Origin of the sequence: Pseudomonas sp. IT-P171, from assembly GCF_949767765.1 — a bacterium.
In the GTDB taxonomy this organism is placed as follows: domain Bacteria; phylum Pseudomonadota; class Gammaproteobacteria; order Pseudomonadales; family Pseudomonadaceae; genus Aquipseudomonas; species Aquipseudomonas fluorescens_B.
The window spans coordinates 474575-495933 of record NZ_CATKQN010000011.1 but is presented as its reverse complement, the minus strand read 5'-3'; the positions used below and the strand labels follow the sequence as shown (position 1 = coordinate 495933).

13 protein-coding genes are annotated in these 21359 nt (G+C 56.2%); all 13 read left to right on the top strand.

Going from position 1 to position 21359, the window contains the following annotated elements; all coding sequences use genetic code 11:
• The first annotated feature begins 258 nt into the window (after window positions 1-258).
• The 13 genes from ACM6I5_RS10750 to ACM6I5_RS10690 all read left to right on the top strand — a co-directional run bounded on the left by ACM6I5_RS10750 (window position 259) and on the right by ACM6I5_RS10690 (window position 21135).
• Window positions 259-621, top strand: coding sequence for a response regulator (locus ACM6I5_RS10750; protein ID WP_414883796.1), 363 nt, complete (start codon window positions 259-261; stop codon window positions 619-621).
• A 185-nt stretch (window positions 622-806) separates the two neighbouring features.
• The gene (locus ACM6I5_RS10745) at window positions 807-7985 is read left to right on the top strand and encodes a hypothetical protein (RefSeq protein WP_414883795.1); all 7179 of its coding nucleotides are present in this window, start codon (window positions 807-809) and stop codon (window positions 7983-7985) included.
• 167 nt (window positions 7986-8152) lie between these two features.
• On the top strand, window positions 8153-9454 hold the full coding sequence (locus ACM6I5_RS10740) for a glycosyltransferase (RefSeq protein ID WP_414883794.1): 1302 nt from the start codon (window positions 8153-8155) through the stop codon (window positions 9452-9454).
• Between the two features lie 50 nt (window positions 9455-9504).
• Complete coding sequence (locus tag ACM6I5_RS10735) at window positions 9505-10407, top strand: phospholipase (RefSeq protein WP_017338731.1); 903 nt, start codon at window positions 9505-9507, stop codon at window positions 10405-10407.
• A 110-nt stretch (window positions 10408-10517) separates the two neighbouring features.
• On the top strand, window positions 10518-11405 hold the full coding sequence (locus ACM6I5_RS10730) for a phospholipase (RefSeq protein WP_017338730.1): 888 nt from the start codon (window positions 10518-10520) through the stop codon (window positions 11403-11405).
• 83 nt (window positions 11406-11488) lie between these two features.
• The gene (locus ACM6I5_RS10725; RefSeq protein ID WP_017338729.1) at window positions 11489-12394 is read left to right on the top strand and encodes an AraC family transcriptional regulator; all 906 of its coding nucleotides are present in this window, start codon (window positions 11489-11491) and stop codon (window positions 12392-12394) included.
• Between the two features lie 252 nt (window positions 12395-12646).
• The gene (locus tag ACM6I5_RS10720; protein ID WP_414883793.1) at window positions 12647-13957 is read left to right on the top strand and encodes an ABC transporter substrate-binding protein; all 1311 of its coding nucleotides are present in this window, start codon (window positions 12647-12649) and stop codon (window positions 13955-13957) included.
• A 143-nt stretch (window positions 13958-14100) separates the two neighbouring features.
• Window positions 14101-15027 (top strand): carbohydrate ABC transporter permease, encoded by a 927-nt coding sequence (locus ACM6I5_RS10715; RefSeq protein WP_017338727.1) that lies wholly within the window; start codon window positions 14101-14103, stop codon window positions 15025-15027.
• 10 nt (window positions 15028-15037) lie between these two features.
• Window positions 15038-15868 carry a carbohydrate ABC transporter permease gene (locus ACM6I5_RS10710; RefSeq protein WP_007936731.1) on the top strand — a complete coding sequence of 277 codons (831 nt, stop codon included), beginning with the start codon at window positions 15038-15040 and terminating at the stop codon, window positions 15866-15868.
• A 132-nt stretch (window positions 15869-16000) separates the two neighbouring features.
• A complete protein-coding gene (locus ACM6I5_RS10705; protein ID WP_414883792.1) occupies window positions 16001-17104 on the top strand; it encodes an ABC transporter ATP-binding protein in 1104 nt (367 codons plus the stop codon).
• Between the two features lie 16 nt (window positions 17105-17120).
• Window positions 17121-18593 carry a mannitol dehydrogenase family protein gene (locus ACM6I5_RS10700; protein WP_414883791.1) on the top strand — a complete coding sequence of 491 codons (1473 nt, stop codon included), beginning with the start codon at window positions 17121-17123 and terminating at the stop codon, window positions 18591-18593.
• Window positions 18594-18680: 87 nt separating this feature from the next.
• On the top strand, window positions 18681-20177 hold the full coding sequence (xylB, locus tag ACM6I5_RS10695; RefSeq protein ID WP_414883790.1) for a xylulokinase: 1497 nt from the start codon (window positions 18681-18683) through the stop codon (window positions 20175-20177).
• A 13-nt stretch (window positions 20178-20190) separates the two neighbouring features.
• The gene (locus ACM6I5_RS10690; RefSeq protein WP_414883789.1) at window positions 20191-21135 is read left to right on the top strand and encodes a carbohydrate kinase family protein; all 945 of its coding nucleotides are present in this window, start codon (window positions 20191-20193) and stop codon (window positions 21133-21135) included.
• Window positions 21136-21359: the final 224 nt, after the last annotated feature.

Sequence of the window (21359 nt, the reverse complement as noted above, 5' to 3'; positions counted from 1 at the left end):
GAGGCCTTGTCGAACTGTTGAAAACCAAGGAGTTTGCCCCAAATCCGCCGGTTTGATCCATTTTTCTGACGTGTTTTCGCGCAAAATCCTACATTCAGCTGCTCCAGCACATGGGAGCGGTTATCCTTGCCGGCCCGTATGCGGCTATTCTTTTTATGGCGTGGCCGGGAACTTGTCGGGTTCCGTCACTTACTCATGCTAGAGCCCGGTGTTTTTGATCGACCGGCCACCGCGAATTCAACTGTTGAGAGCCCCCTTATGTCCGCCGATAAATCCATCATCCTGGTCGTCGAAGACGACGCCATCGTGCGCATGCTGATAGTCGATGTCCTCGATGAACTGGAATTCAAGGTGCTCGAGGCTGACGGGTGCGAACAGGCGCTGGAGTTTCTCAACGATGAAGATCAGCGCATCGACCTGATGATGACCGACGTCGGGTTGCCGGTGATGGATGGTCGCGAACTGGCCAAACAGGCACGCATGGTTCGCCCCGAGTTGCCGATCCTGTTCGCCAGCGGTTATGCCGAAAGCATAGAAGTACCTCAAGGGATGCATGTGATCGGCAAGCCGTTTTCCATTGACCAGTTGCGGGACAAGGTCAAAGGCATTCTCGGCAAATGAAGAGCTGAGCCATGCGTTGCGGTGTTCATTGCGAAGAACACGTATGGATAAAACCCGATGATTCACAAATAGTCTCATCATTTTTCAAATAGACAGATCGCCTATCTTTCGCGGCCCGATGCCTTGACTGCCTGTTACCGAGGGCAGTCCAGGTTTTTCTCATTCCGCGTATAGATAGAGTCCTCATGCACACGGCCAATGCTACCGCTACAGCTCGCTCCACTTCTGCGACCCCGTTTGAAACAGCACCTCCCCTGCCCCGCAACAGATTCTCCGAAGCGAAAACGCGGTCCAGCCCGACAGTAAAAGCATTCGAAGTACCGTTTGATCAAGTCAGGTCAGGGAGTACTCCCCCCATTGATCCGGACGCTCCGATCCCACCTCCGGTGTACTCAGGCACCAACAGCACCGCAGAGGGTTTGAAACAATGCTCAATATTTGACCAGTCTTCTCTTGAAAGGAAATGGTCATCGATCCAGAGTCAATTGCGAAACCAACCTGTCTCTGAGAAAGAATTTATACAAATACTCCGATCCGGCATTCTGCAAACTGACACGGGTAAATCGCTGGTGCCACTGCTCGTACCGGCCGTCATGGATTGGATCATCCCGGCGGCCGGGCTCTCTCGAGAAGACTTCGCAGAAACCATCTGCTGCCTGCCCCCTGAAAAATGGGCCGGTTCGCTCGGAGAAAACTTCAATTTCCCCCATGACACCAAAGGCAAAAGTGTTCATGGATTTATCCAGACGCAACTGGAATTAACCCGGTCGCAGCGAAATCAGAAAATCGCCGACGGCGAATTGCTCGACAATGACACTTGGAAGGCATTGCGAACGTTCACGAAAGAAGCGGTCTCGTCCCTTCATGAGGGGAAGTTGAAGGTCCTGAGCGAGGCATTCGAGGAATTCAATGAGGCTCGCCCCTCGACACAGCAAGTCAAAATGTTGATGGCTAAATTCGTTTCCGAGTTTGTCAAAGAAATAGAGGAACCCACCCCGGGCATGCGCCATGTTTGGTCGGAAAGCTTTCCGGGCGCAGTACACAAGCTGCACAAGCGGTTAATGGCGATTGAAATTATCGACAACCAGCCTCAGCGGAGTTGGCTTGAGAATACTGTCGAGCTCGGAAAACTCGGTGTAAACATCGCAAATTCCGGATTACTGGCCGCTCGTGACATGCTCTTTGGTGTTGAGTCTGAGCCAGGCTCCGAAGTAGCGCCACGGCAATCCCGGCTACTCCTGGACATGCAGGAAGTCGAAAAGAAGTCTCGTTTTCATCACGACGTAGGCACCACACCGCTGAGCCATGACGGAAGTCTCGCGCAAGCACTCGTGTATACATTAAATGCAGTTAATGGACTTGGGGGAGACACAGCCCTTCGAGCAGGTTTGTCTTATGCGCTCAATCGGGTCGCGGATCCGGTAATGCCGACCGCCCCCAGCGATATCATCCCGACAGACGTTCAGCCTGTATCCATCCCCCCCTTGCCTGCCACCTCAGAAAAAGCCGCAGCTGAGGTGAATGACTTTTTCGCATCCTCGAACCTCCAAACCGCCTCCCGCTCAGACGACCGCAACCCTGTCGAGACGGATTCTGCGTCATCGCCCACGCCTGATGTATCCCCGGCGTCACCCTCCGCAGCGCCAGAGATGGGCACGCTGGAGCAGTTGACTCAAACGGTTCGCGATCTCTTGGCGACAATCAAAGACCCCCTCGTGTTTCCGTCAGCCGCGGCCGCAGATTCGGTCATTACCTTATCCGAAGAACAGAGCGCGATGCTGTCCAGTTTGGGACAACAAGCCGTCTATGGACGAACCGTTGAGTCTGTCCCCTCCTTGTGGGAAAAACTCGGCCCATACCTCTACGAAGCACTCTCAAGAGTCTCTGAGTTCATTACCAGTAATGCGCCATTGGCTGGTGCTGCAGCAACTCAATTTGCCACTCATGCCCTCGGGGCTGGAGCGGCAGCCACTCAACTTGCCAGGGATAACCCGGGGACAAGCGTCACTGCCGCCTTTATGGCCGCCTCGGCTGTTTATAACCAGTACTGTCAGCTGTTCCCCGACCATTCTCCTGGCGAAATCACCCTCGATATTGAAAGTCCAGCCTTGCATCAGGAGTTGCTGGAGGATGAAGTAGAAAGGATTCTGGAAGCACCCGTCGCCAACGGGCAGCCCTCCCTGTCAGACGCCATCCTCGAGCTGATGTACGAATCCCCGGAGCAGAACCTGCTCAATGACGATCAACTGATCAATCAGGTTGCGCTGTTGTTGCAACAGCCAAGCTCGCAGGCGCCCGAGAAAACCTATTTCGAGTTGATTCATGACGCGCAGATAGCCACCCATGATCACGAGGCGCCTGTTCAGGCAGATTCCCCGTCGGGCTCTAAAAGAGTCAAGCGCGACACAGAAGCGGTGCTCGTGTCAGCCAACCTTCAAGGCGATGACGTTGAACCGACTCTTGACCTCGAAGAAAACGATTCGACTCAAGTCGCGCGTCTGACTGAATACCTTCAAAAGATGGAAGAACCAAAAAACCCGGATATCGATGCGTACGAAGCCGTCGATAACAGTCCGGCGGATTCGCCGATTGACGCTGCAACGCAAGTGATCGGTTTGCTGCGCAGAAAACGCAATGTGACCTGGATGGACTCTTCGCGGGCCGCGGGCGACAGGGAGCTGATTCCCCGCTACACCGAGGCGTTGCTGCGTTCTGTTGAGGAGCCGACTCACGCCCCACACGTTTCGGTGCCGAGTCATTCAAGCTTTGGTCGGTGTTGGTCGAATGTTGTCGGGGCTTTCCAGAACCCGTTTTTTTTAGAGTGGGTCACTCAGGTCGGTCTGGACGTTAGTACAGTCAGAGTAAACCCCATGGACGGTACCCTGACCGGTGTCGCAAAAGGCACGGCTTACGGGTGTTCGCTGACTGACCACTCCGGATGGGCTGATGTTGCCGGGCCAATACTCAGGGCGATCAAAGTCGTTAACCCAAAAAATGAACGGATGTTTAGTCCATTATCTTCACAAGCACCCTTGTCGCTTATCAGAGATTTTCATGGCGAAACTCAGCCTCCGACCGTCACTGACGCACGACTGCGCATCAGTGAACTGAATGCCGCCCAGGCGTTTTCGCCCGTAAACGCTGACGACCCCAGATCGGAAGTATCATCTAAACGCATGAAGCAACAATTGGGTGATCTGTACACCCATAGTTATCTGGTGGGGAGCTTGGCTGCCCTTATTAAAGACAAAACTGATTGGACAATCCTTGACCTCAACGATTGTTCCATGTCCGTGCATCCAGATTCATCATTCGCCAATGAATACCCGGCAGAAGCCCGACGCGCGATCAGCGTGCGCCGGTTCATCAGCGACATACCATGGAAACTGCCTACAACCGTGGCGGAGGTCCGCAACCTGATTGAAGTGGTGACCTTCAACCTCCCTGCCGGCCCAGAGAATGGTAACTTCCGCGGCGCGCTGAACAACCCTGTCCCTCCATCGCCTGCACAACGACAACTCATCAGCGAAACGGCCAGTCAGCTCAAGCCAGGCTTGGTCGGCAGCTTGTATGACCATCTATGGCTAGGCCTGCCAGTCAACGACCCTGCACACGTATTGAACCAGCTACTGAACAGCGAGAGCGCCGATAGGTGGGGCCGTGCGCTGGGGGCGAAACTTGGGGCAATTACGACACCCTCCAGCGAAAAAGAATGGGTGTTGACAGCGTTGTTACTTGAACTGGATGCCACGCCAGGCGAGCCGCGTAACCATGTGGGTGGATACAACCTGACTCAGGAAGCCAACTGGGGCACAAAGCCGTCGACAGTTGTCACCCGCCTTGCAAATCATCTTGCAGCCAGCGGCAAAGTCACCTCGAGAATGGCCCCCGTCGCCGCGCACCACTTGTTATTGGCCAACGCACCAGAATTTCTTGTCAGGAGCATGCCTGACAACCTGGTCTGCGGGTCCCACACCTGGGCAACGCTGCGGATGGCGGCAGCCAGAATTGAACAGATCAGCCCCGGCACTGTGCCCGAAATGACCTTTGCACAAGTCATGGCGTATGGCGCAACCGAGCCGATTAACGTAGGTGAGGAAATCGCAGCGCAAATGTTGTCTGTGGATCCGCTTATTGATTGGGCAATATCCCAAGGAGTTATCCAGCAAAGCCCGACTGATATCTATTCAAAAGAGCAACTTGAAATTGCTCGTGAAAAATTTCAGACAAATACAGACCAACTCGCCAAGGCTCAGGAATACCTGACAGCGTCCATGCCCTCAAGAACAGAGATCGCACGGGCAGAACTGATTCGGGTTTTCGGCAAGGACTATCCATTCGAAGAAAAAGTGCTTTTAAAAGCCGATCGGCCGGGATCCGAAACAGAAATTTATTATTCAATGCTGGACCTTTACATCAATGAAAAACTGACGTCCTTTGAGTATTACTCCACCAGTGACGATTTACCGTTCGCTCAATTCCGATCCAGGCTGAGCCTGCTGAAGCCGGTTGGGCCAATATTTGAAAAACAATTTACTGACTACTTTACCAATGCTCGCACTGGCTCAAAAACGGCAATTATGGAGTTATTTTCCAATTTGCCGTCGGAAGACCGGAAGATCCTACAATATGGTAAACAGCGTTACTTTACGTTGAGGAGCGCAGCGACGGTACCTTTAAACCAACAAACAGAAGAGATAATAAAACCCCTGGTAGCCCACAAGGGAATATTGGTTCAGGCCAAACTCGGACAAAAAATCTGTTACTACGAAATTTTCCCCTCCGCGGGGCAGATCCGTAAACGAACAGACCTTCCTAATAACTTGCCTCTGGATGGAAAGATACAGAACGTACACGCCACCAATAACCCCAGAATTGTAAAAGCGCAAGTTGCAACATCGCAAAATTTCGACTGGAGCGCTTATAAAGACGGCACCCCCCCACAGAGTGGGGTCAGCTCAGCCGTCATAATAGAGGAACTCATTCCCAAGGAAAAGCGCGTGTGGTTCAAACCGGGCAGCTTTGACGTGACTACCGTAGCGAACATGCATGCTTCTGACACTAACGTGCGCTTTATGGCTTCTACATTGGTTGAAGAACACTTCATGCCCGGGCGCGAAGAGCTGTATTCACTTGCCAGAGGCATCACCGACACAGAGCAAATTGCTGAAACGGACCGCGTGATCAACGAGTTCCTTTTAGGCTTGGTACCGTTCAAATCATGCATCGAGAATGCAATGCAAGGTAACGTTAGAGGCGCAGTGCTGGACTGCGAGCTAGACGTATTAGGCTTCGTTATTCCAGGCGTTGGCGCCACTGGAAAAATCGCTAAAGTTGTAAAGTCCGGCGCAAATTTCATTCCTAAAGCCCTGAAGACCACCTGGATTGCCAGCAGCACCCTGGTCTCCTCGGCGAATCCGTTCGATGGTCTAGGGAAACTCGCAAGAACCGCAATAAACTCGGTGTGTCAATTGGGTGTGGACGCTTATCGCGCAGCCAGAATAGGAATAGGTCAGAGCAGAAAACTCTTCGGCATTTCAAAGGCCATAAACTCGGCTGACCTGTCAAAACGCGCGGACATTACCAGCGGAACCTTCAAAGCCGCAGCATCCGGAAGTCAGGCCGCCCCCATCACGGCGCTATTTAAAGACGGCAAATGGTACGCGTTTGATACGACCCGCAGCCGGCCCTACGGTCCACCGCTGGAAAACTTCATGCCCGACAGCTCCATCCCGTTGCAACGTACAACATTCAGCGACGGGACAAACCCTCTCACACCTTCAAGACTTTTCGACACCGAATCGCACGTCATACAGCGTACAACGGGGGTTGATGTTGTGGTGGGCGATAAGGTTTATCGGTTTGACCCGAAACATCCCGAAGCCCTGAACGACATAGCATCACCGGCTTATTTCAAGGACCTTGAGGGATTCGAGGCGATTTGCAGTGGGGGTAGATCCAAGCGAGCAACAAGTAACTGTTTCTCAAAAATGATTTCCAGCGTCCGCTCCGTCGCGGGAAAAAGAGCACAAGCGCTTGAACATAAGCGTCTGTATCCGCGACCGGCAGAACAAGGCGTCGATCCCCGGGTAGTTCATGAGCGACGTATATACAAGTGTAATTACGATTACACGGACTGCAGACCAGAAGAATTGACAGTGCCTCTACAATTCAAAGCGACCACTACAGGCAGCATCATTAAAAATGACCACTTCGGATTTGCAGGCACATATATCGATAACGACGTTAACGCTGCGACCCGCGTCGTCAAAATTAACGATATTATTCATGGACTTTCTGATGCTCGTGAAGTAAGAGCGTTTTTTGTACGTGGCCAGAACACCTACTTAGTGGCAGAAGTAGACACTGGGCTATTTTACTTTTGCAAATATGACGGAAGGACAACCAACAACGTCGTATTTACACGTATCAGCCACTCAGATACGGGCCTTGGAAAGGCCCTTATTACGGACTATCACCAACTCAAGGACCCTTTTATTGAGGCCGCAGCCAAGCTCCTGCCTAATGGCCAACTCCTGCCTAAAAACGATTTCATCCTATTGCCAACTATAGATTCATTGTATCGCGACCTGGAGGCAACCAACAGACTAAGCCCTGCAGATCTGGCAGATTTCAAAAGAAAAATGTTACGATTAACAGATGAACAAAAGCGTGACCTTGTCGTGACGGCCTTGAAAAATAATATCGGAAACTTCAATGTCGAGATTGTCATTCCAGCGATAAAAATCGAAACGATGCTCAAGCCTCCTGCCTTTAACATGTTAGCGCAAGCCAGTAAAAACCGTTTATACGCGGATTTCGCAAAAGAGCAGGTGCTCAAACAAGTTGAGGCGACCGGGCTTGGACCGTTTAATCAGCGCAACTCCGGCGATCCCATTGATGTACAGCGGGTGGAGCTCACCCAGCCGGTCGTTTTATGGGAGTACTCCAGGTGGGGTAAACCCGATACTGTTGAGGTGTTACTCAAAACCGGTGCCGGAAACTGTGACCATATGGCCAAAGTGTCCATGGAGATCATTCAGAGGAATGGCGGGGCCGCCAGAGTTTGGCACATGAACGGCCATGCCTTCACAATGGTAGGCGGACCGTCGGGGCCTACTCCTGTAACGCGCCACTTTACCGAGCCTGAGTTCGACAACGCGTATATCACCGATTCATGGGCAGGAATCAGTTGTCGTGCACGTGATTACACAACGCAACTCAAAGCCCAAATGGCGACCTGGGCAAACGAAGGTAAGATGATCATCACTACCGACAACAGTGTGACGCCCCCCAACACAGGATGGGCGGACCCAACGGGTCCACTATGGACTGCTGCCATCAACGGGCTGAAAACCGCGTAATCGTAAAGACGGCTAATTAACATCCTGCCAATATTGTCCAGCACGACGCTCCTGCTCGGGAGCGTCCACCCATTCAGTACGCTTCAAACACCGAAACCACATGGCCTATGGTTTAATTACTGCCCCTCGTACACCTTGCTCTCTACCTGCCTCAAGGAACACCCCTCATGACTCCCCCCCGCGCCACCAAAGTCCTGGTTATCGGCTACGTCTGGCCCGAGCCTCGCTCTTCAGCCGCCGGCGGGTATGTGATGCAACTGCTCGGAGTTTTCCTGCAACAAGGCTGGGACGTGACATTCAGCAGCCCGGCCGGTGCTGGCGAGCATCAGGAGGATCTGACGGCGCTGGGCATTCGTGAAGTGCCTATCGAACTGAACAACAGCAGTTTCGACACATTTGTCCGCGAACTGGCACCGAATATCGTGCTGTTCGAACAATTCATGATGGAAGAACAGTTCGGCTGGCGTGTCGAGAAGCACTGCCCTGATGCCTTGCGTGTGCTCGGCACGCAGGATTTGCAGAGCCTGCGCCATGCGCGGCATCAACGACTCAAGGACCGGTTGAAAGCCAGTGACAATGACACTGACTTCAGTGAACTGTTCGCGCCGGCCTTGCGTGAAGAATTCGAGCTGATGGCCGATACCGACCTGGCCAAACGGGAGATTGCGGCGCTGTATCGCTGCGACCTGAACCTGATGATTTCCGAAGTGGAAATCGAGCTGTTGGTCGAGCAGTTCAACGTGCCACGCAACCTGTTGCACTGGTGCCCGCTGATGGTCGATGTACCCGACAGCCCGCCCGCACCGTTCGAAGATCGCGGGCACTTTATCCATATCGGCAACTTTCGCCATGCGCCCAACTGGGATGCGGTGCTCTGGCTGAAAACCACGATCTGGCCGCTGATTCGCGAGCAGTTGCCCACTGCGCAATTGCACATCTACGGGGCCTATACGCCGCCCAAAGCGACGGCCCTGCATAATGCGGCCCAGGGTTTCCATGTCATGAACTGGGCGGAAGATGCGTTGCAAGTGATGTCGGCGGCGCGGGTATGCCTGGCACCTTTGCGTTTCGGTGCGGGTATCAAAGGCAAGATCGTCGATGCAATGATCTGCGGTACGCCAAATGTCACCACACCGATCGGCGCCGAAGCCATGCATGGCAACGGCCCTTGGCCGGGCGCGGTGACCCGTACGGCGCGCGAGTTCGCTGATTGTGCGGTGCAACTCTATAAAGACCAGGCGCAATGGTCGAACGCCCAGACTGTTGGCCTGGAACTGCTCGCCGACCGTTACCAGGTACACACTCACGGTTCGGCGTTGATTGCACGACTCGAGTATTGCCAACAGCATTTGGCGCAACTTAGACGGGACAACTTTACCGGCAGCATGTTGCGTCACCATCAACACAAAAGCACTCAATACATGGCGCAATGGATTGAAGCGAAAAATCGAACTAAAGAAGACACTTGATCGTTAGAATCGTCTCATCTGACGATTAACCCACTGTGCAAGGACGCACTATGAATAACGATATGAATCGACTTCTGCCCGCCTTTCCCTATGACACTCAATATTTCACAGCCCACAACTGGATGACCCAACTTCCCGTTATTGATGCACTTTCGCTTGCGGAACTGGTTTTGCCCGGCGCCCATAATGCCGGCGTGGATAAAAAGGCTTCCTATGCGGCGCCGGGCATCAGTCACTGGGCCGCTTGTCAGACCCATTCGTTTTATTATCAATTGACCCACGGCGCACGTGCGCTCGACTTGCGGCTTGAGTATGAAATCGGCAGCAATGGTGTCGGAACATTCTGGTTTCAGCACAACGGTTTTCGCTCTTCCCGCTCTCTGGAAAACCTGATCACGAGCGTGATCCGGTTTCTGCAGGAAAATCCCGAAGAATTCATCGTTCTCGATTTTCATCAGCTGAATACAGGCGACCAGCGCCTTGGCTATCAGGAGTTCAACCGCCTGCTGATGACACATCTGGGTGATCGGATAATTCCTTACAGAAATGCGAGCCTGACCCTCGGTCAATTGAAACGGGCCAGTCATGCCCAGCGTGTGCTGGTTGCGGCCGAATATCACCCGGCATTCGATGCAACCTTGTTCAGTCGGTCCATCCAGCACGAATGGAGCGGGATCGGGACGACCAGCATCAGTGAGCTCAACGCGCATATCACTCGGGTGATGAAATACCCGCCATCCGGCAATCTGCCGTGGTCACTCTCCGCGACCAGTTACCATGCAGCGGGCGGTCCGGTGAACATCCGCGAGCAGCTTGATCAATGGTTCGACCCTGCGGCGAGGGATTGGGTTCTGAAGAGCAGTATTATCAATGCGGATTTTTTTGAAACGTCGAATCTGGTAGGCCATTGCCGGACGGCCAACCTGATCAAGGCAAACGCCTACAGCCATTAACTTGTGCAAATGTTTCCGTCACTGGCAATGTCGGACCGCACTTCTATGCTTGAAATTACATATATCCACTTCATCCCACGGACGGGCTGAAGTTACTATCAGGAAAGACAATGACCCAAGTTTTACAAGGCATTCTCGACAAAAAGAAATGGATGAGCAACGTTCTCGACATTGACCGTCTGAAGTTGACCGACTTGATCTGGCCCTGTACTCATAACAGCGGCATGGACAAAAAAGCCCCCAACTATGATGTTCTGATTGGCAACTGGACCACGTGTCAAAACGATTCATTTGCATGGCAGCTGGCCAACGGGGCACGGGCATTTGATATCCGTCTCGGTTACACCGAAGGGCACGATCAATCGATCTTCTACTTTCATCACAATGGCTATCAGTCCCATCGCGTTCTCGATGAGCTGATCGACGCGACATTGACGTTCCTTGATCAAAATCCGGATGAGTTCATCGTCTTCGACTTTCACCAAATGGGCGACGGCACAAAGCGCTTTGACCATAGGAAACTGAATGATCTGTTGGTGAATCGGCTCCATCAGCGAGTCATACCGCCCTCCGACGCCAGGAAAACGGTGGGAGAACTCAAACACATCAGTACCCGCCGCAGACTGGTACTGGCAGCGCACGTAGTGACGGGGCTGGACGATGATTACTTCTGGCCGCGCATTCCGCACAAATGGAGCGGCGATCGCTTCACTGACACAACGGAACTGCAACGCCACATTTCCAGCACCCTGCATGACGCGCCTTTCGAGACCTTTCTTTGGTCGTTGTCGGCCACCAGTTACGGTTTTCTGGGCGGGCCTCAGGACATCAAGAACCACATCAATGACTGGTTCAACCCGACCCGGGACTGGGTGACGCGTTGCAGCCTCATCAGCACCGACTTTTTCGACGAGTCAGATATCGTGCGTTATTGCTGGAGCGCCACCAGCATGAAGGCGGTTTATGGCAGCGCCTTGCATGAGCCCGTGGGGGCATGACACGGGTCAACATGCCGCAAGCTGGTAATGTCGGCCCCTAAAGAGGCATGATCAGGGCGCAATAACAAAAAAAGCGCCCTGATATGACCCGGACTGCCAGAGTCACCGATCCTTCCTACGAACTGATGGACGACCACAACGGGTTGTCGATCATCTATCGCCAGCACGGCTTCCCCTGCCCCTTGGTGCGCTGGCATTTTCACAAGGAATACGAACTGCACCTGATCGTCGCCAGTTCCGGCAAGGTGTTCATTGGCGACTACATTGGCAATTTCTACCCGGAAACACTCTTTCTCACTGGCCCCAACCTGCCCCACAACTGGATCAGCCAGGTGGCCGAGGACGAAGTGGTGCCCAAGCGCGACATGCTGGTCAATTTCACCGACGAGTTGTTCGAGAGTGGCCATCAGGTGTTTACCGAGCTCAAGTCGCTTGCGCCCTTGCTGGAGCGTGCCCAATACGGCATCGAGTTTCGCTGCAAACGCACCATCCGCCAGGCCATGACCTTGATGCAGCGCATTGCCGACACCCAGGGCGTCACCCGGCTCGGGCACTTTTTCATTTTGCTGGAGTTGCTCGCCGCTTCCGACGATTACCAACTGCTGTCCGGTGCGACAACCCCGCAACTGGCGGACGAACACAACATCGACCGCACTAACCGGGCGGTGGATTACATCTTTGCCCACTACGCCCGTGAACTGCCGCTGGAGGAAGTCGCCGAGCACCTGGGCATGAAGCCGACGTACTTCAGCCGCGTGTTCAAACAGGCCACCGGGCGCTGCTTCATCGAGTTCGTCAACCGCCTGCGCATCAGCAAGTCCTGCGAGCTGCTGGCCGATGGCGATAAACCGGTGACCGATGTGTGTTTCGAGTCGGGCTTCAACAACATTTCCAATTTCAACCGACGCTTTCAGCAATTGAAAGGCATGACGCCCTCGCACTATCGGCGGTTGGCGGTGCAGCGGTTGACCGAGCAGAATCTGGGCTAGCACATGCAACCCTGTGGGTGCGGCGTTGAAGCCAGAACCTGTACGTATTCGATAGCGCCAGAGCGCTGAAAAGCCCTTCCCTTCGTTTGCTTCTGCAAACGCCAGTGCAAAAAAGTATCGATTCAAGTGCGATGAATGATTTGTCTCATCCTCAATTGAAGGCTGTAATCAGCGCACATTCTTCCTGCCTCGGAAGACACAAAAACAATAACTGTCCTTCTGTCCCCACCGGGTGCAGAAAAGGAGTGCACGATGCAACCTTCGGTAAAAGCTCTGCTAGCCCTCACCTGCATGACCCTCAGCAGCGTCAGCCTCGGCGCGCAAACCCTGACCATCGCCACCGTCAACAACAGCGACATGATCCGCATGCAAAAGCTCTCGAAGACCTTCGAAGCCGAGCACCCGGACATCAAGCTCAATTGGGTGGTGCTCGAAGAAAACGTCCTGCGCCAACGCCTGACTACCGACATCGCCACTCAGGGCGGGCAGTTCGATGTGCTGACCATCGGCATGTACGAAGCGGCACTCTGGGGCGCCAAGGGTTGGCTGGAACCGATGAAGGATTTGCCCGCCACTTACGATCTCGACGACGTTTTCCCGTCGGTACGTGAAGGTTTGTCGGTCAAGGGTTCGCTGTATGCCCTGCCGTTCTACGCCGAAAGCTCCATCACTTATTACCGCACCGACCTGTTCAAGGAAGCCGGGCTGACCATGCCCGAGCGTCCGACCTGGGAACAGATCGGCGAATTCGCCGGCAAACTCACCCATAAAGACAAAGAGCAGTACGGCATCTGCCTGCGCGGCAAGGCCGGCTGGGGCGAGAACATGGCGCTGATCACCACTATCGCCAACGCCTATGGCGCACGCTGGTTCGATGAGAAATGGCAGCCTGAATTCACCGGCCCCGAGTGGAAAAACGCGCTGAACTTCTACGTCGACACCATGAAGAATTCCGGTCCGCCGGGCGCGTCGAGCAACGGCTTCAACGAAAACCTGGCGCTGTTCAACAGTGGCAAGTGCGCGATCTGGGTCGATGCCAGCGTGGCCGGCTCGTTCGTCACCGACAAGACCCAGAGCAAAGTCAGCGAGCACGTGGGATTCACCTACGCGCCGCACCAGACCACCGATAAAGGCTCGGCCTGGCTCTATTCCTGGGCGCTGGCAATTCCGACCAGCTCCAAGGCCAAGGACGCGGCAAAAACCTTCAGCGCCTGGGCGACTTCCAAGGAATACGGCGCACTGGTTGCAGCAAAGGACGGCATCGCCAACGTGCCACCAGGCACTCGGACCTCGACCTACAGCGACGCCTACATGAGCGCCGCACCGTTCGCCAAGGTAACCCTGGAATCGCTGAAAGCGGCGGACCCGAGCAAACCGACGCTCAAGCCCGTGCCGTACATCGGCATTCAACTGGTGACCATTCCTGAGTTCCAGGGCATTGGCACCCAGGTTGGCAAGTCGTTCTCGGCCGCGCTGATCGGCCAGACCACGGTCGATCAGGCCCTGACCGCCGCCCAGCAAACCACCGAACGTGAGATGAAGCGCGCGGGTTATCCCAAGTAACCCCACCATTTCAATGTGGGAGCGAGCCTGCTCGCGATGAGGCCATGACATTCAACATCAGTGTTGGCTGATAAATCGCTATCGCGAGCAGGCTCGCTCCCACAGTTGATCTTCATCGTCTGTTCCCAATCGGTTTTAACGCCATGAATACTTCAACTGCCAAAGCTCACATGGACATTCCCCAGCCGGTGCGTAAAAGCCGGTTGGCCAATCCCGGCTGGTTTCTGGTCAGCCCCTCGGTGGCGTTGTTGCTGCTGTGGATGATCGTGCCATTGGGCATGACGCTGTATTTTTCGATGATCCGCTACAACCTGCTCAATCCTGGTGAAAACGAGTTCGTGGGACTTGAGAACTTCACCTACTTCCTGACGGACTCCGGTTTCATGCCCGGTGCCACCAACACCTTGTTGCTGGTAGGTAGCGTGCTGTTGATCAGCGTGGTGTTCGGGGTATTGATCAGCGCATTGCTGGAGGCCAGTGAGTTTCTCGGTCGCGGCATCGTGCGGGTGATGTTGATCTCGCCGTTCTTCATCATGCCCACCGTCGGTGCGCTGATCTGGAAAAACCTGATTTTCCACCCGGTGTCGGGGATTCTCGCCTACGTCTGGAAACTCTTCGGTGCACAACCGGTGGACTGGCTGGCGCATTACCCGCTGCTGTCGATCATCATCATTGTCTCGTGGCAATGGCTGCCCTTCGCGATCCTGATTCTGATGACCGCCATGCAGTCTCTCGACCAGGAACAGAAAGAAGCCGCGCGCCTCGATGGCGCCGGGCCCATCGCGATCTTCTGGCACCTGACCCTGCCACACCTGGCGCGTCCCATCGCCGTGGTGGTGATGATCGAAACCATCTTCCTGCTCTCGGTGTTCGCCGAAATCTTCACCACCACCAACGGAGGCCCCGGCTATGCCTCGACCAACCTCGCCTACCTGATCTACAACCAGGCGCTGGTGCAGTTCGACGTCGGCATGGCGTCCGCCGGCGGTTTGATTGCGGTGGTGATCGCCAACATCGCGGCCATCGTGCTGGTGCGGATGATCGGCAAAAACCTGACAGACAAAGCCTGAGGCCTGCGCCATGACCCTTCAACAATCCCGTCGCCTGCAAAGCCTGCTGCTTGGCACCCTGGCCTGGGCCATCGCGATCCTGATCTTCTTCCCGATTTTCTGGATGGTGCTGACCAGCTTCAAAACCGAGATCGACGCGTTCGCCACGCCACCGCAGTTCATCTTCACGCCGACGCTGGAGAACTACCTGCACATCAACGAGCGCAGCGATTACTTCAGTTTTGCCTGGAACTCGGTGGTGATCTCCTTCAGCGCCACGGCCCTGTGCCTGCTGATCGCGGTGCCTGCGGCCTACTCGATGGCGTTCTACGAAACCCAGCGCACCAAAGGCACACTGCTGTGGATGCTCTCCACCAAGATGCTGCCGCCGGTGGGCGTGCTGATGCCGATCTACTTGCTGGCCAAGAGCTTTGGCCTGCTCGACACGCGGATCGCGCTGATCGTGATCTACACGCTGATCAACCTGCCGATCGTGGTCTGGATGATTTACACCTACTTCAAGGACATCCCCAAAGACATCCTCGAAGCCGCACGCCTCGACGGCGCCACGCTGTGGCAGGAAATGGTCCGGGTGCTGTTGCCGATCGCCAAGGGCGGTCTGGCTTCCACAGTGCTGCTGTCGTTGATCCTGTGCTGGAACGAGGCGTTCTGGTCGTTGAACCTGACCTCGTCGAAAGCCGCACCACTGACCGCGCTGATCGCTTCGTACTCAAGTCCCGAAGGCCTGTTCTGGGCCAAGTTGTCGGCGGTGTCCACGCTGGCCTGCGCGCCGATCCTGATCTTCGGCTGGATCAGCCAGAAACAACTGGTCCGCGGCCTGTCGTTTGGTGCAGTGAAATGAACATTGAAAAGCAAAAGATCGCAGCCTTCGGCAGCTCCTGCGCGGGACGTCGTATCGGCATAAATCTCCTGTAGGAGCTGCCGCAGGCTGCGATCTTTTGATCTTAAAAATAACAAGCGGAGGCCCACCACCATGGCCAACCTGAAAATCAAGAATCTGCAAAAAGGCTTCGAAGGCTTTTCCATCATCAAAGGCATCGACCTGGAAGTGAACGACAAGGAATTCGTGGTCTTCGTCGGCCCGTCAGGCTGCGGTAAATCCACGCTGCTGCGGTTGATCGCCGGCCTGGAAGAAGTCAGCGGCGGCACCATCGAACTCGATGGCCGCGACATCACCGAAGTCAGCCCGGCCAAGCGAGACCTGGCGATGGTGTTCCAGACCTACGCCCTGTACCCGCACATGAGCGTGCGCAAAAACATGTCGTTCGCCCTCGATCTGGCGGGCGTACCCAAAGCCGAAGTCGAGAAAAAAGTCGGCGAAGCGGCGCGTATTCTCGAGCTCGGGCCGATGCTGGAGCGCAAACCTAAACAGCTGTCGGGCGGCCAGCGTCAACGCGTGGCCATCGGCCGCGCCATCGTGCGCAACCCGAAAATCTTCCTGTTCGACGAACCGCTGTCCAACCTGGATGCTGCCCTGCGCGTGCAGATGCGTCTGGAACTGCTGCGCCTGCACAAGGAGCTGCAAGCCACGATGATCTACGTGACCCACGACCAGGTGGAAGCCATGACCATGGCCGACAAAGTGGTGGTGTTGAATGGCGGCAAGATCGAACAGGTCGGTTCGCCGCTGGATCTGTATCACCAGCCGGCCAACCTGTTTGTCGCAGGCTTTCTCGGCACGCCGAAAATGGGCTTCCTCAAGGGCAAAGTCACCCGTGTCGACAGCAATAGCTGCGAAGTGGCGCTCGATGCCGGCACCCGCATCACCTTGCCATTGAGCGGCGCCAACCTGAGCGTCGGCGGCGCGGTGACCCTGGGCATTCGCCCGGAACATCTGGAACTGGCGCAAACCGGCGACTGTACCTTGCAAGTCACCGCCGACGTCAGCGAGCGCCTGGGCAGCGACACCTTCTGCCACGTGCTGACCGCGTCCGGTGAAGCGCTGACCATGCGCGTTCGCGGCGACCTCGCCAGCCGCTACGGCGAAACCCTGAGCCTGCACCTGGACGCCGAGCACTGCCATTTATTCGATGCCGACGGCGTGGCGTTGACCCGTCCGTTGCGCGCTGCGGCCTGACTTCAGAGAGCCTGTGATGAAACTCAATAAACAGAACCTGCAGCACCTCGCACCCGAAGTGGTCCTGCCCGCCTACGCCCTGAGCGACACCCGCCAAGGCATCGCGCACATCGGCGTCGGCGGTTTTCACCGCGCCCATCAGGCGTATTACACCGACGCCTTGATGAACACGGGCGAAGGCCTGGACTGGGCGATTTGCGGCGTCGGCCTGCGCGCTGAAGATCGCCGCGCCCGGGATGATCTGAAGGAGCAGGATTACCTGTTCACCCTGTTTGAACTCGGTGACACCGACGACACCGAAGTCCGGGTCATCGGCGCGATCCGCGACATGCTGCTGGCCGAGGACGGCGCGCAAGCGCTGATCGACAAACTCGCCAGTCCCGAGATCCGTATCGTCTCGCTGACCATCACCGAAGGCGGTTACTGCATCGACGACAGCAACGGCGAATTCATGGCCCACCTGCCGCAGATCCAGCACGATCTGGCGCACCCGGACTCGCCGAAAACGGTGTTCGGTTTCCTCTGTGCCGCGTTGGCCAAACGCCGCGCAGCCAGCATCCCGGCGTTCACCTTGATGTCCTGCGATAACCTGCCGCACAACGGCGCGGTCACTCGCAAAGCCCTGCTGGCCTTCGCCGCTTTACGCGATACGGACTTGCGCGACTGGATCGCCGGGCACGTGAGCTTTCCGAATGCCATGGTGGACCGCATCACGCCAATGACCAGCACCGAACACAAGCTGCAATTGCACGACAAGCATGCCGTCGACGATGCCTGGCCGGTGGTCTGCGAGCCGTTTGTGCAGTGGGTGCTGGAAGACAGGTTCGTCAACGGGCGTCCGGCCTGGGAGAAGGTCGGCGTGCAATTCACCGATGATGTGACGCCGTACGAAGAGATGAAAATCAAACTGCTCAACGGCAGTCACCTGGCACTGACGTATCTCGGGTTCCTGAAGGGATATCGCTTTGTTCACGAGACCATGAACGACCCCCTGTTTGTGCGCTACATGCGCGCCTACATGGACCTGGACGTGACACCGCAGCTGTCGTCCGTTCCCGGGATCGACCTGACCGAGTACAAGAACACACTGGTCGAGCGTTTCTCCAATCAGGCGATTGCCGATCAGCTGGAGCGGGTATGTTCGGACGGTTCGTCGAAGTTTCCGAAGTTCACCATTCCGACGATCAACCGACTGATTGCCGATGGCCGGGAGACCAAACGTGCGGCGTTGGTCGTGGCGGCCTGGGCGTTGTATTTGAAGGGGGTGGATGAGAATGGTGATACCTACTCGATTCCCGATCCGCGCGCCGCGTTTTGCCAGGCGCTGGTGGCGGATGATGCGTTGATTACCCAGCGGTTACTGGCGGTGGAGGAAATTTTTGGCTCGGCGATTCCGCATTCAGCCGAGTTTGTGGCGGCGTTTGAATGGTGCTGCAATAGCTTGCGAGAGGTGGGTGTGACGCGGACGCTGGAGCGGGTGCTGGCTTGATGGTGAAACCACTGCCCTCGATGGCTGCCTGACAGCCCCCGACATGTTGAATACGCTGATATCGAACTGACACAGCAAGGACCGCCCATGGCAAACCAACAATTATTCCTCGGCATCGACTGCGGCACCCAAGGCACCAAGGCCATCGTCCTCGATGCGGTCAGCGGTCGGGTCCTCGGCCAGGGCGCAGCCGCGCATACGTTGATCAGCGGCACCAATGGCCGCCGCGAGCAGGACACATCGCAATGGCTTGAAGCGTTCACTTCAGCGACTCGCCGAGCCTTGCTTGCTGCCAACGTCGACGGCCAGCAGATCCTCGGCACTGGCGTCTCCGGCCAGCAACACGGTCTGGTCCTGCTCGACGATCAAGGCCAGGTGCTACGCCCCGCCAAACTCTGGTGCGACACAGAAACTACCGCGGAAAACGACCGCCTGCTCGCTCATCTCGGCGGCGAAAAAGGCTCGCTGGAACGCCTCGGCGTGGTCATCGCACCAGGTTACACGGTGTCAAAACTGCTTTGGACCAAAGAACAGTACCCGGAGGTTTTTTCCCGGATCGCCCGCATCCTGTTACCCCACGACTACCTCAACCACTGGCTCACGGGCCGCAGTTGCAGCGAGTACGGCGACGCCTCGGGCACCGGTTATTTCAACGTGCGCACTCGCCAGTGGGACTTGCAACTGTTGCGCGACATCGATCCCAGCGGGCGTTTGCAAGCCGCGCTGCCGGAGCTGATCGACGCCCATCAAGCGGTCGGCACGCTCCTGCCGGACATCGCCGAACACTTGGGCATCAACCCCGAGGCGCTGGTGTCCAGCGGCGGTGGCGACAACATGATGGGCGCCATCGGCACCGGCAACATCCGACCCGGCGCGATCACCATGAGCCTCGGTTCCTCAGGCACGGTGTATGCCTATGCTGATCAACCCAAAGTCAGCCCGGACGCCTCGGTCGCGACGTTCTGTGCCTCCAGCGGTGGCTGGTTGCCGCTGATCTGCACCATGAACCTGACCAACGCCACCGGGATGATTCGAGATTTGTTCGCGCTGGATATCGAGCAATTCAACCACCTCGTTGCGCAAGCGCCGATCGGCGCCGAAGGCGTGTGCATGCTGCCGTTTCTCAACGGCGAACGCGTCCCCGCCCTGCCCCATGCCACCGGCAGTTTGCTCGGCTTGACCATGACGAACCTGACGCAAGCCAACCTGTGTCGCGCCGTGGTCGAAGGCACGACGTTCGGTTTGCGTTACGGGCTGGACCTGCTGCGCCAGAATGGCTTACAAAGCCTGCGCATCTGCCTGATCGGCGGCGGCTCGAAAAGTCCGGTATGGCGGCAGATCGTCGCCGACATCATGAACACCCCTGTGATCTGCACCGAACAAAGCGAAGCCGCCGCCCTCGGCGCGGCGATTCAGGCCGCGTGGTGCAAATCCTGGGCAAACGGCCACGAAGACAGCCTGGCGGACCTGTGCGAGCGTTGCGTGAAGCTCGACCTCGCCAGCGAAACCTTGCCGATCGCAGCAAACGTGGCAGCCTGTCAGCAGGCCTATGAACGCTATCAACAGCATGTCGCAACCCTTTAGAGAGTGAACAACTATGTACCTGGTGTGTGGCGAAGCGCTGTTCGATTTCTTCAGTGAAGACGACGCCAGCGGCCTGGCTTCAACAGTGAATTTCAAGGCGATTGCCGGTGGCTCGCCGTTCAACGTTGCGGTCGGTTTGCGCCGCCTTGGCGTGGATGCGGCGCTGTTTGCCGGGTTATCGACCGACTACCTTGGCCGGCGTTTGCAGCAAGTGCTGCGAGATGAAGGTGTACGTGCGGATTACCTGGTGAATTTCGCGGCACCGACCACCCTTGCGATGGTCGCGGTCGGCGCCAATGGCTCGCCGCATTACAGTTTTCGTGGCGAAGGCTGCGCGGACCGACAGTTGAAACCGGAACATCTGCCGCAACTGGGCGCGGAAGTGCGCGGCTTGCACATCGGCTCGTTCTCGCTGGTGGTGCAGCCGATTGCCGACACGTTGCTGGCCTTGGTCCAGCGCGAGAGTGGCAAGCGTCTGATCAGTCTCGATCCCAACGTGCGACTCAATCCTGAACCGAACATCGATCTCTGGCGTACGCGCGTGGCCACGCTGGTCGTGCTGGCCGACCTGATCAAAGTCAGCGATGAGGACTTGAGCCTGTTATATCCCGAGCAGGATCCGCAGCGAGTGATTGAAGGCTGGTTGCAGCATCGCTGTCAGTTGGTATTCCTGACCCGTGGTGGCGAGGGTGCGACGGTGTTCAGCCGCCACCATGGCTCGTGGTCGGTGCCGGCCTGTTCGGTGAAGATTGCCGACACCGTGGGGGCTGGCGATACGTTCCAGGCGGCGTTGATTACGTGGTTGACCGAGCATCATCTGGATTCGGTGGAAGGTGTGCAATCGCTTGCGCGCGAGCAGATCGACGGGATGTTGAAGTTCGCGGTGCAGGCAGCGGCGCTGACGTGCAGCAAGACCGGGCCGGATTTGCCGTATCGGCAGCAGTTGGATTTGCGCTGAATGTGAGGGCCTCATCGCTAGCAGGTTAGCTCCCACATTGAATCGATGCCGAACACAAAATCTGTGTTCACCGAAGATCTACTGTGGGAGCTAGCTGCTAGCGATGGCTTTCTGTCAGGCGCTGAAAACGAATGCGTGCACCGGCAAAGAAGCGTTCGCCCGCCCGGCCAACGAAAACGCCCGTTTCCATTGGCCTGAACTGCGCCATTAAGGGTTTCCCCGAT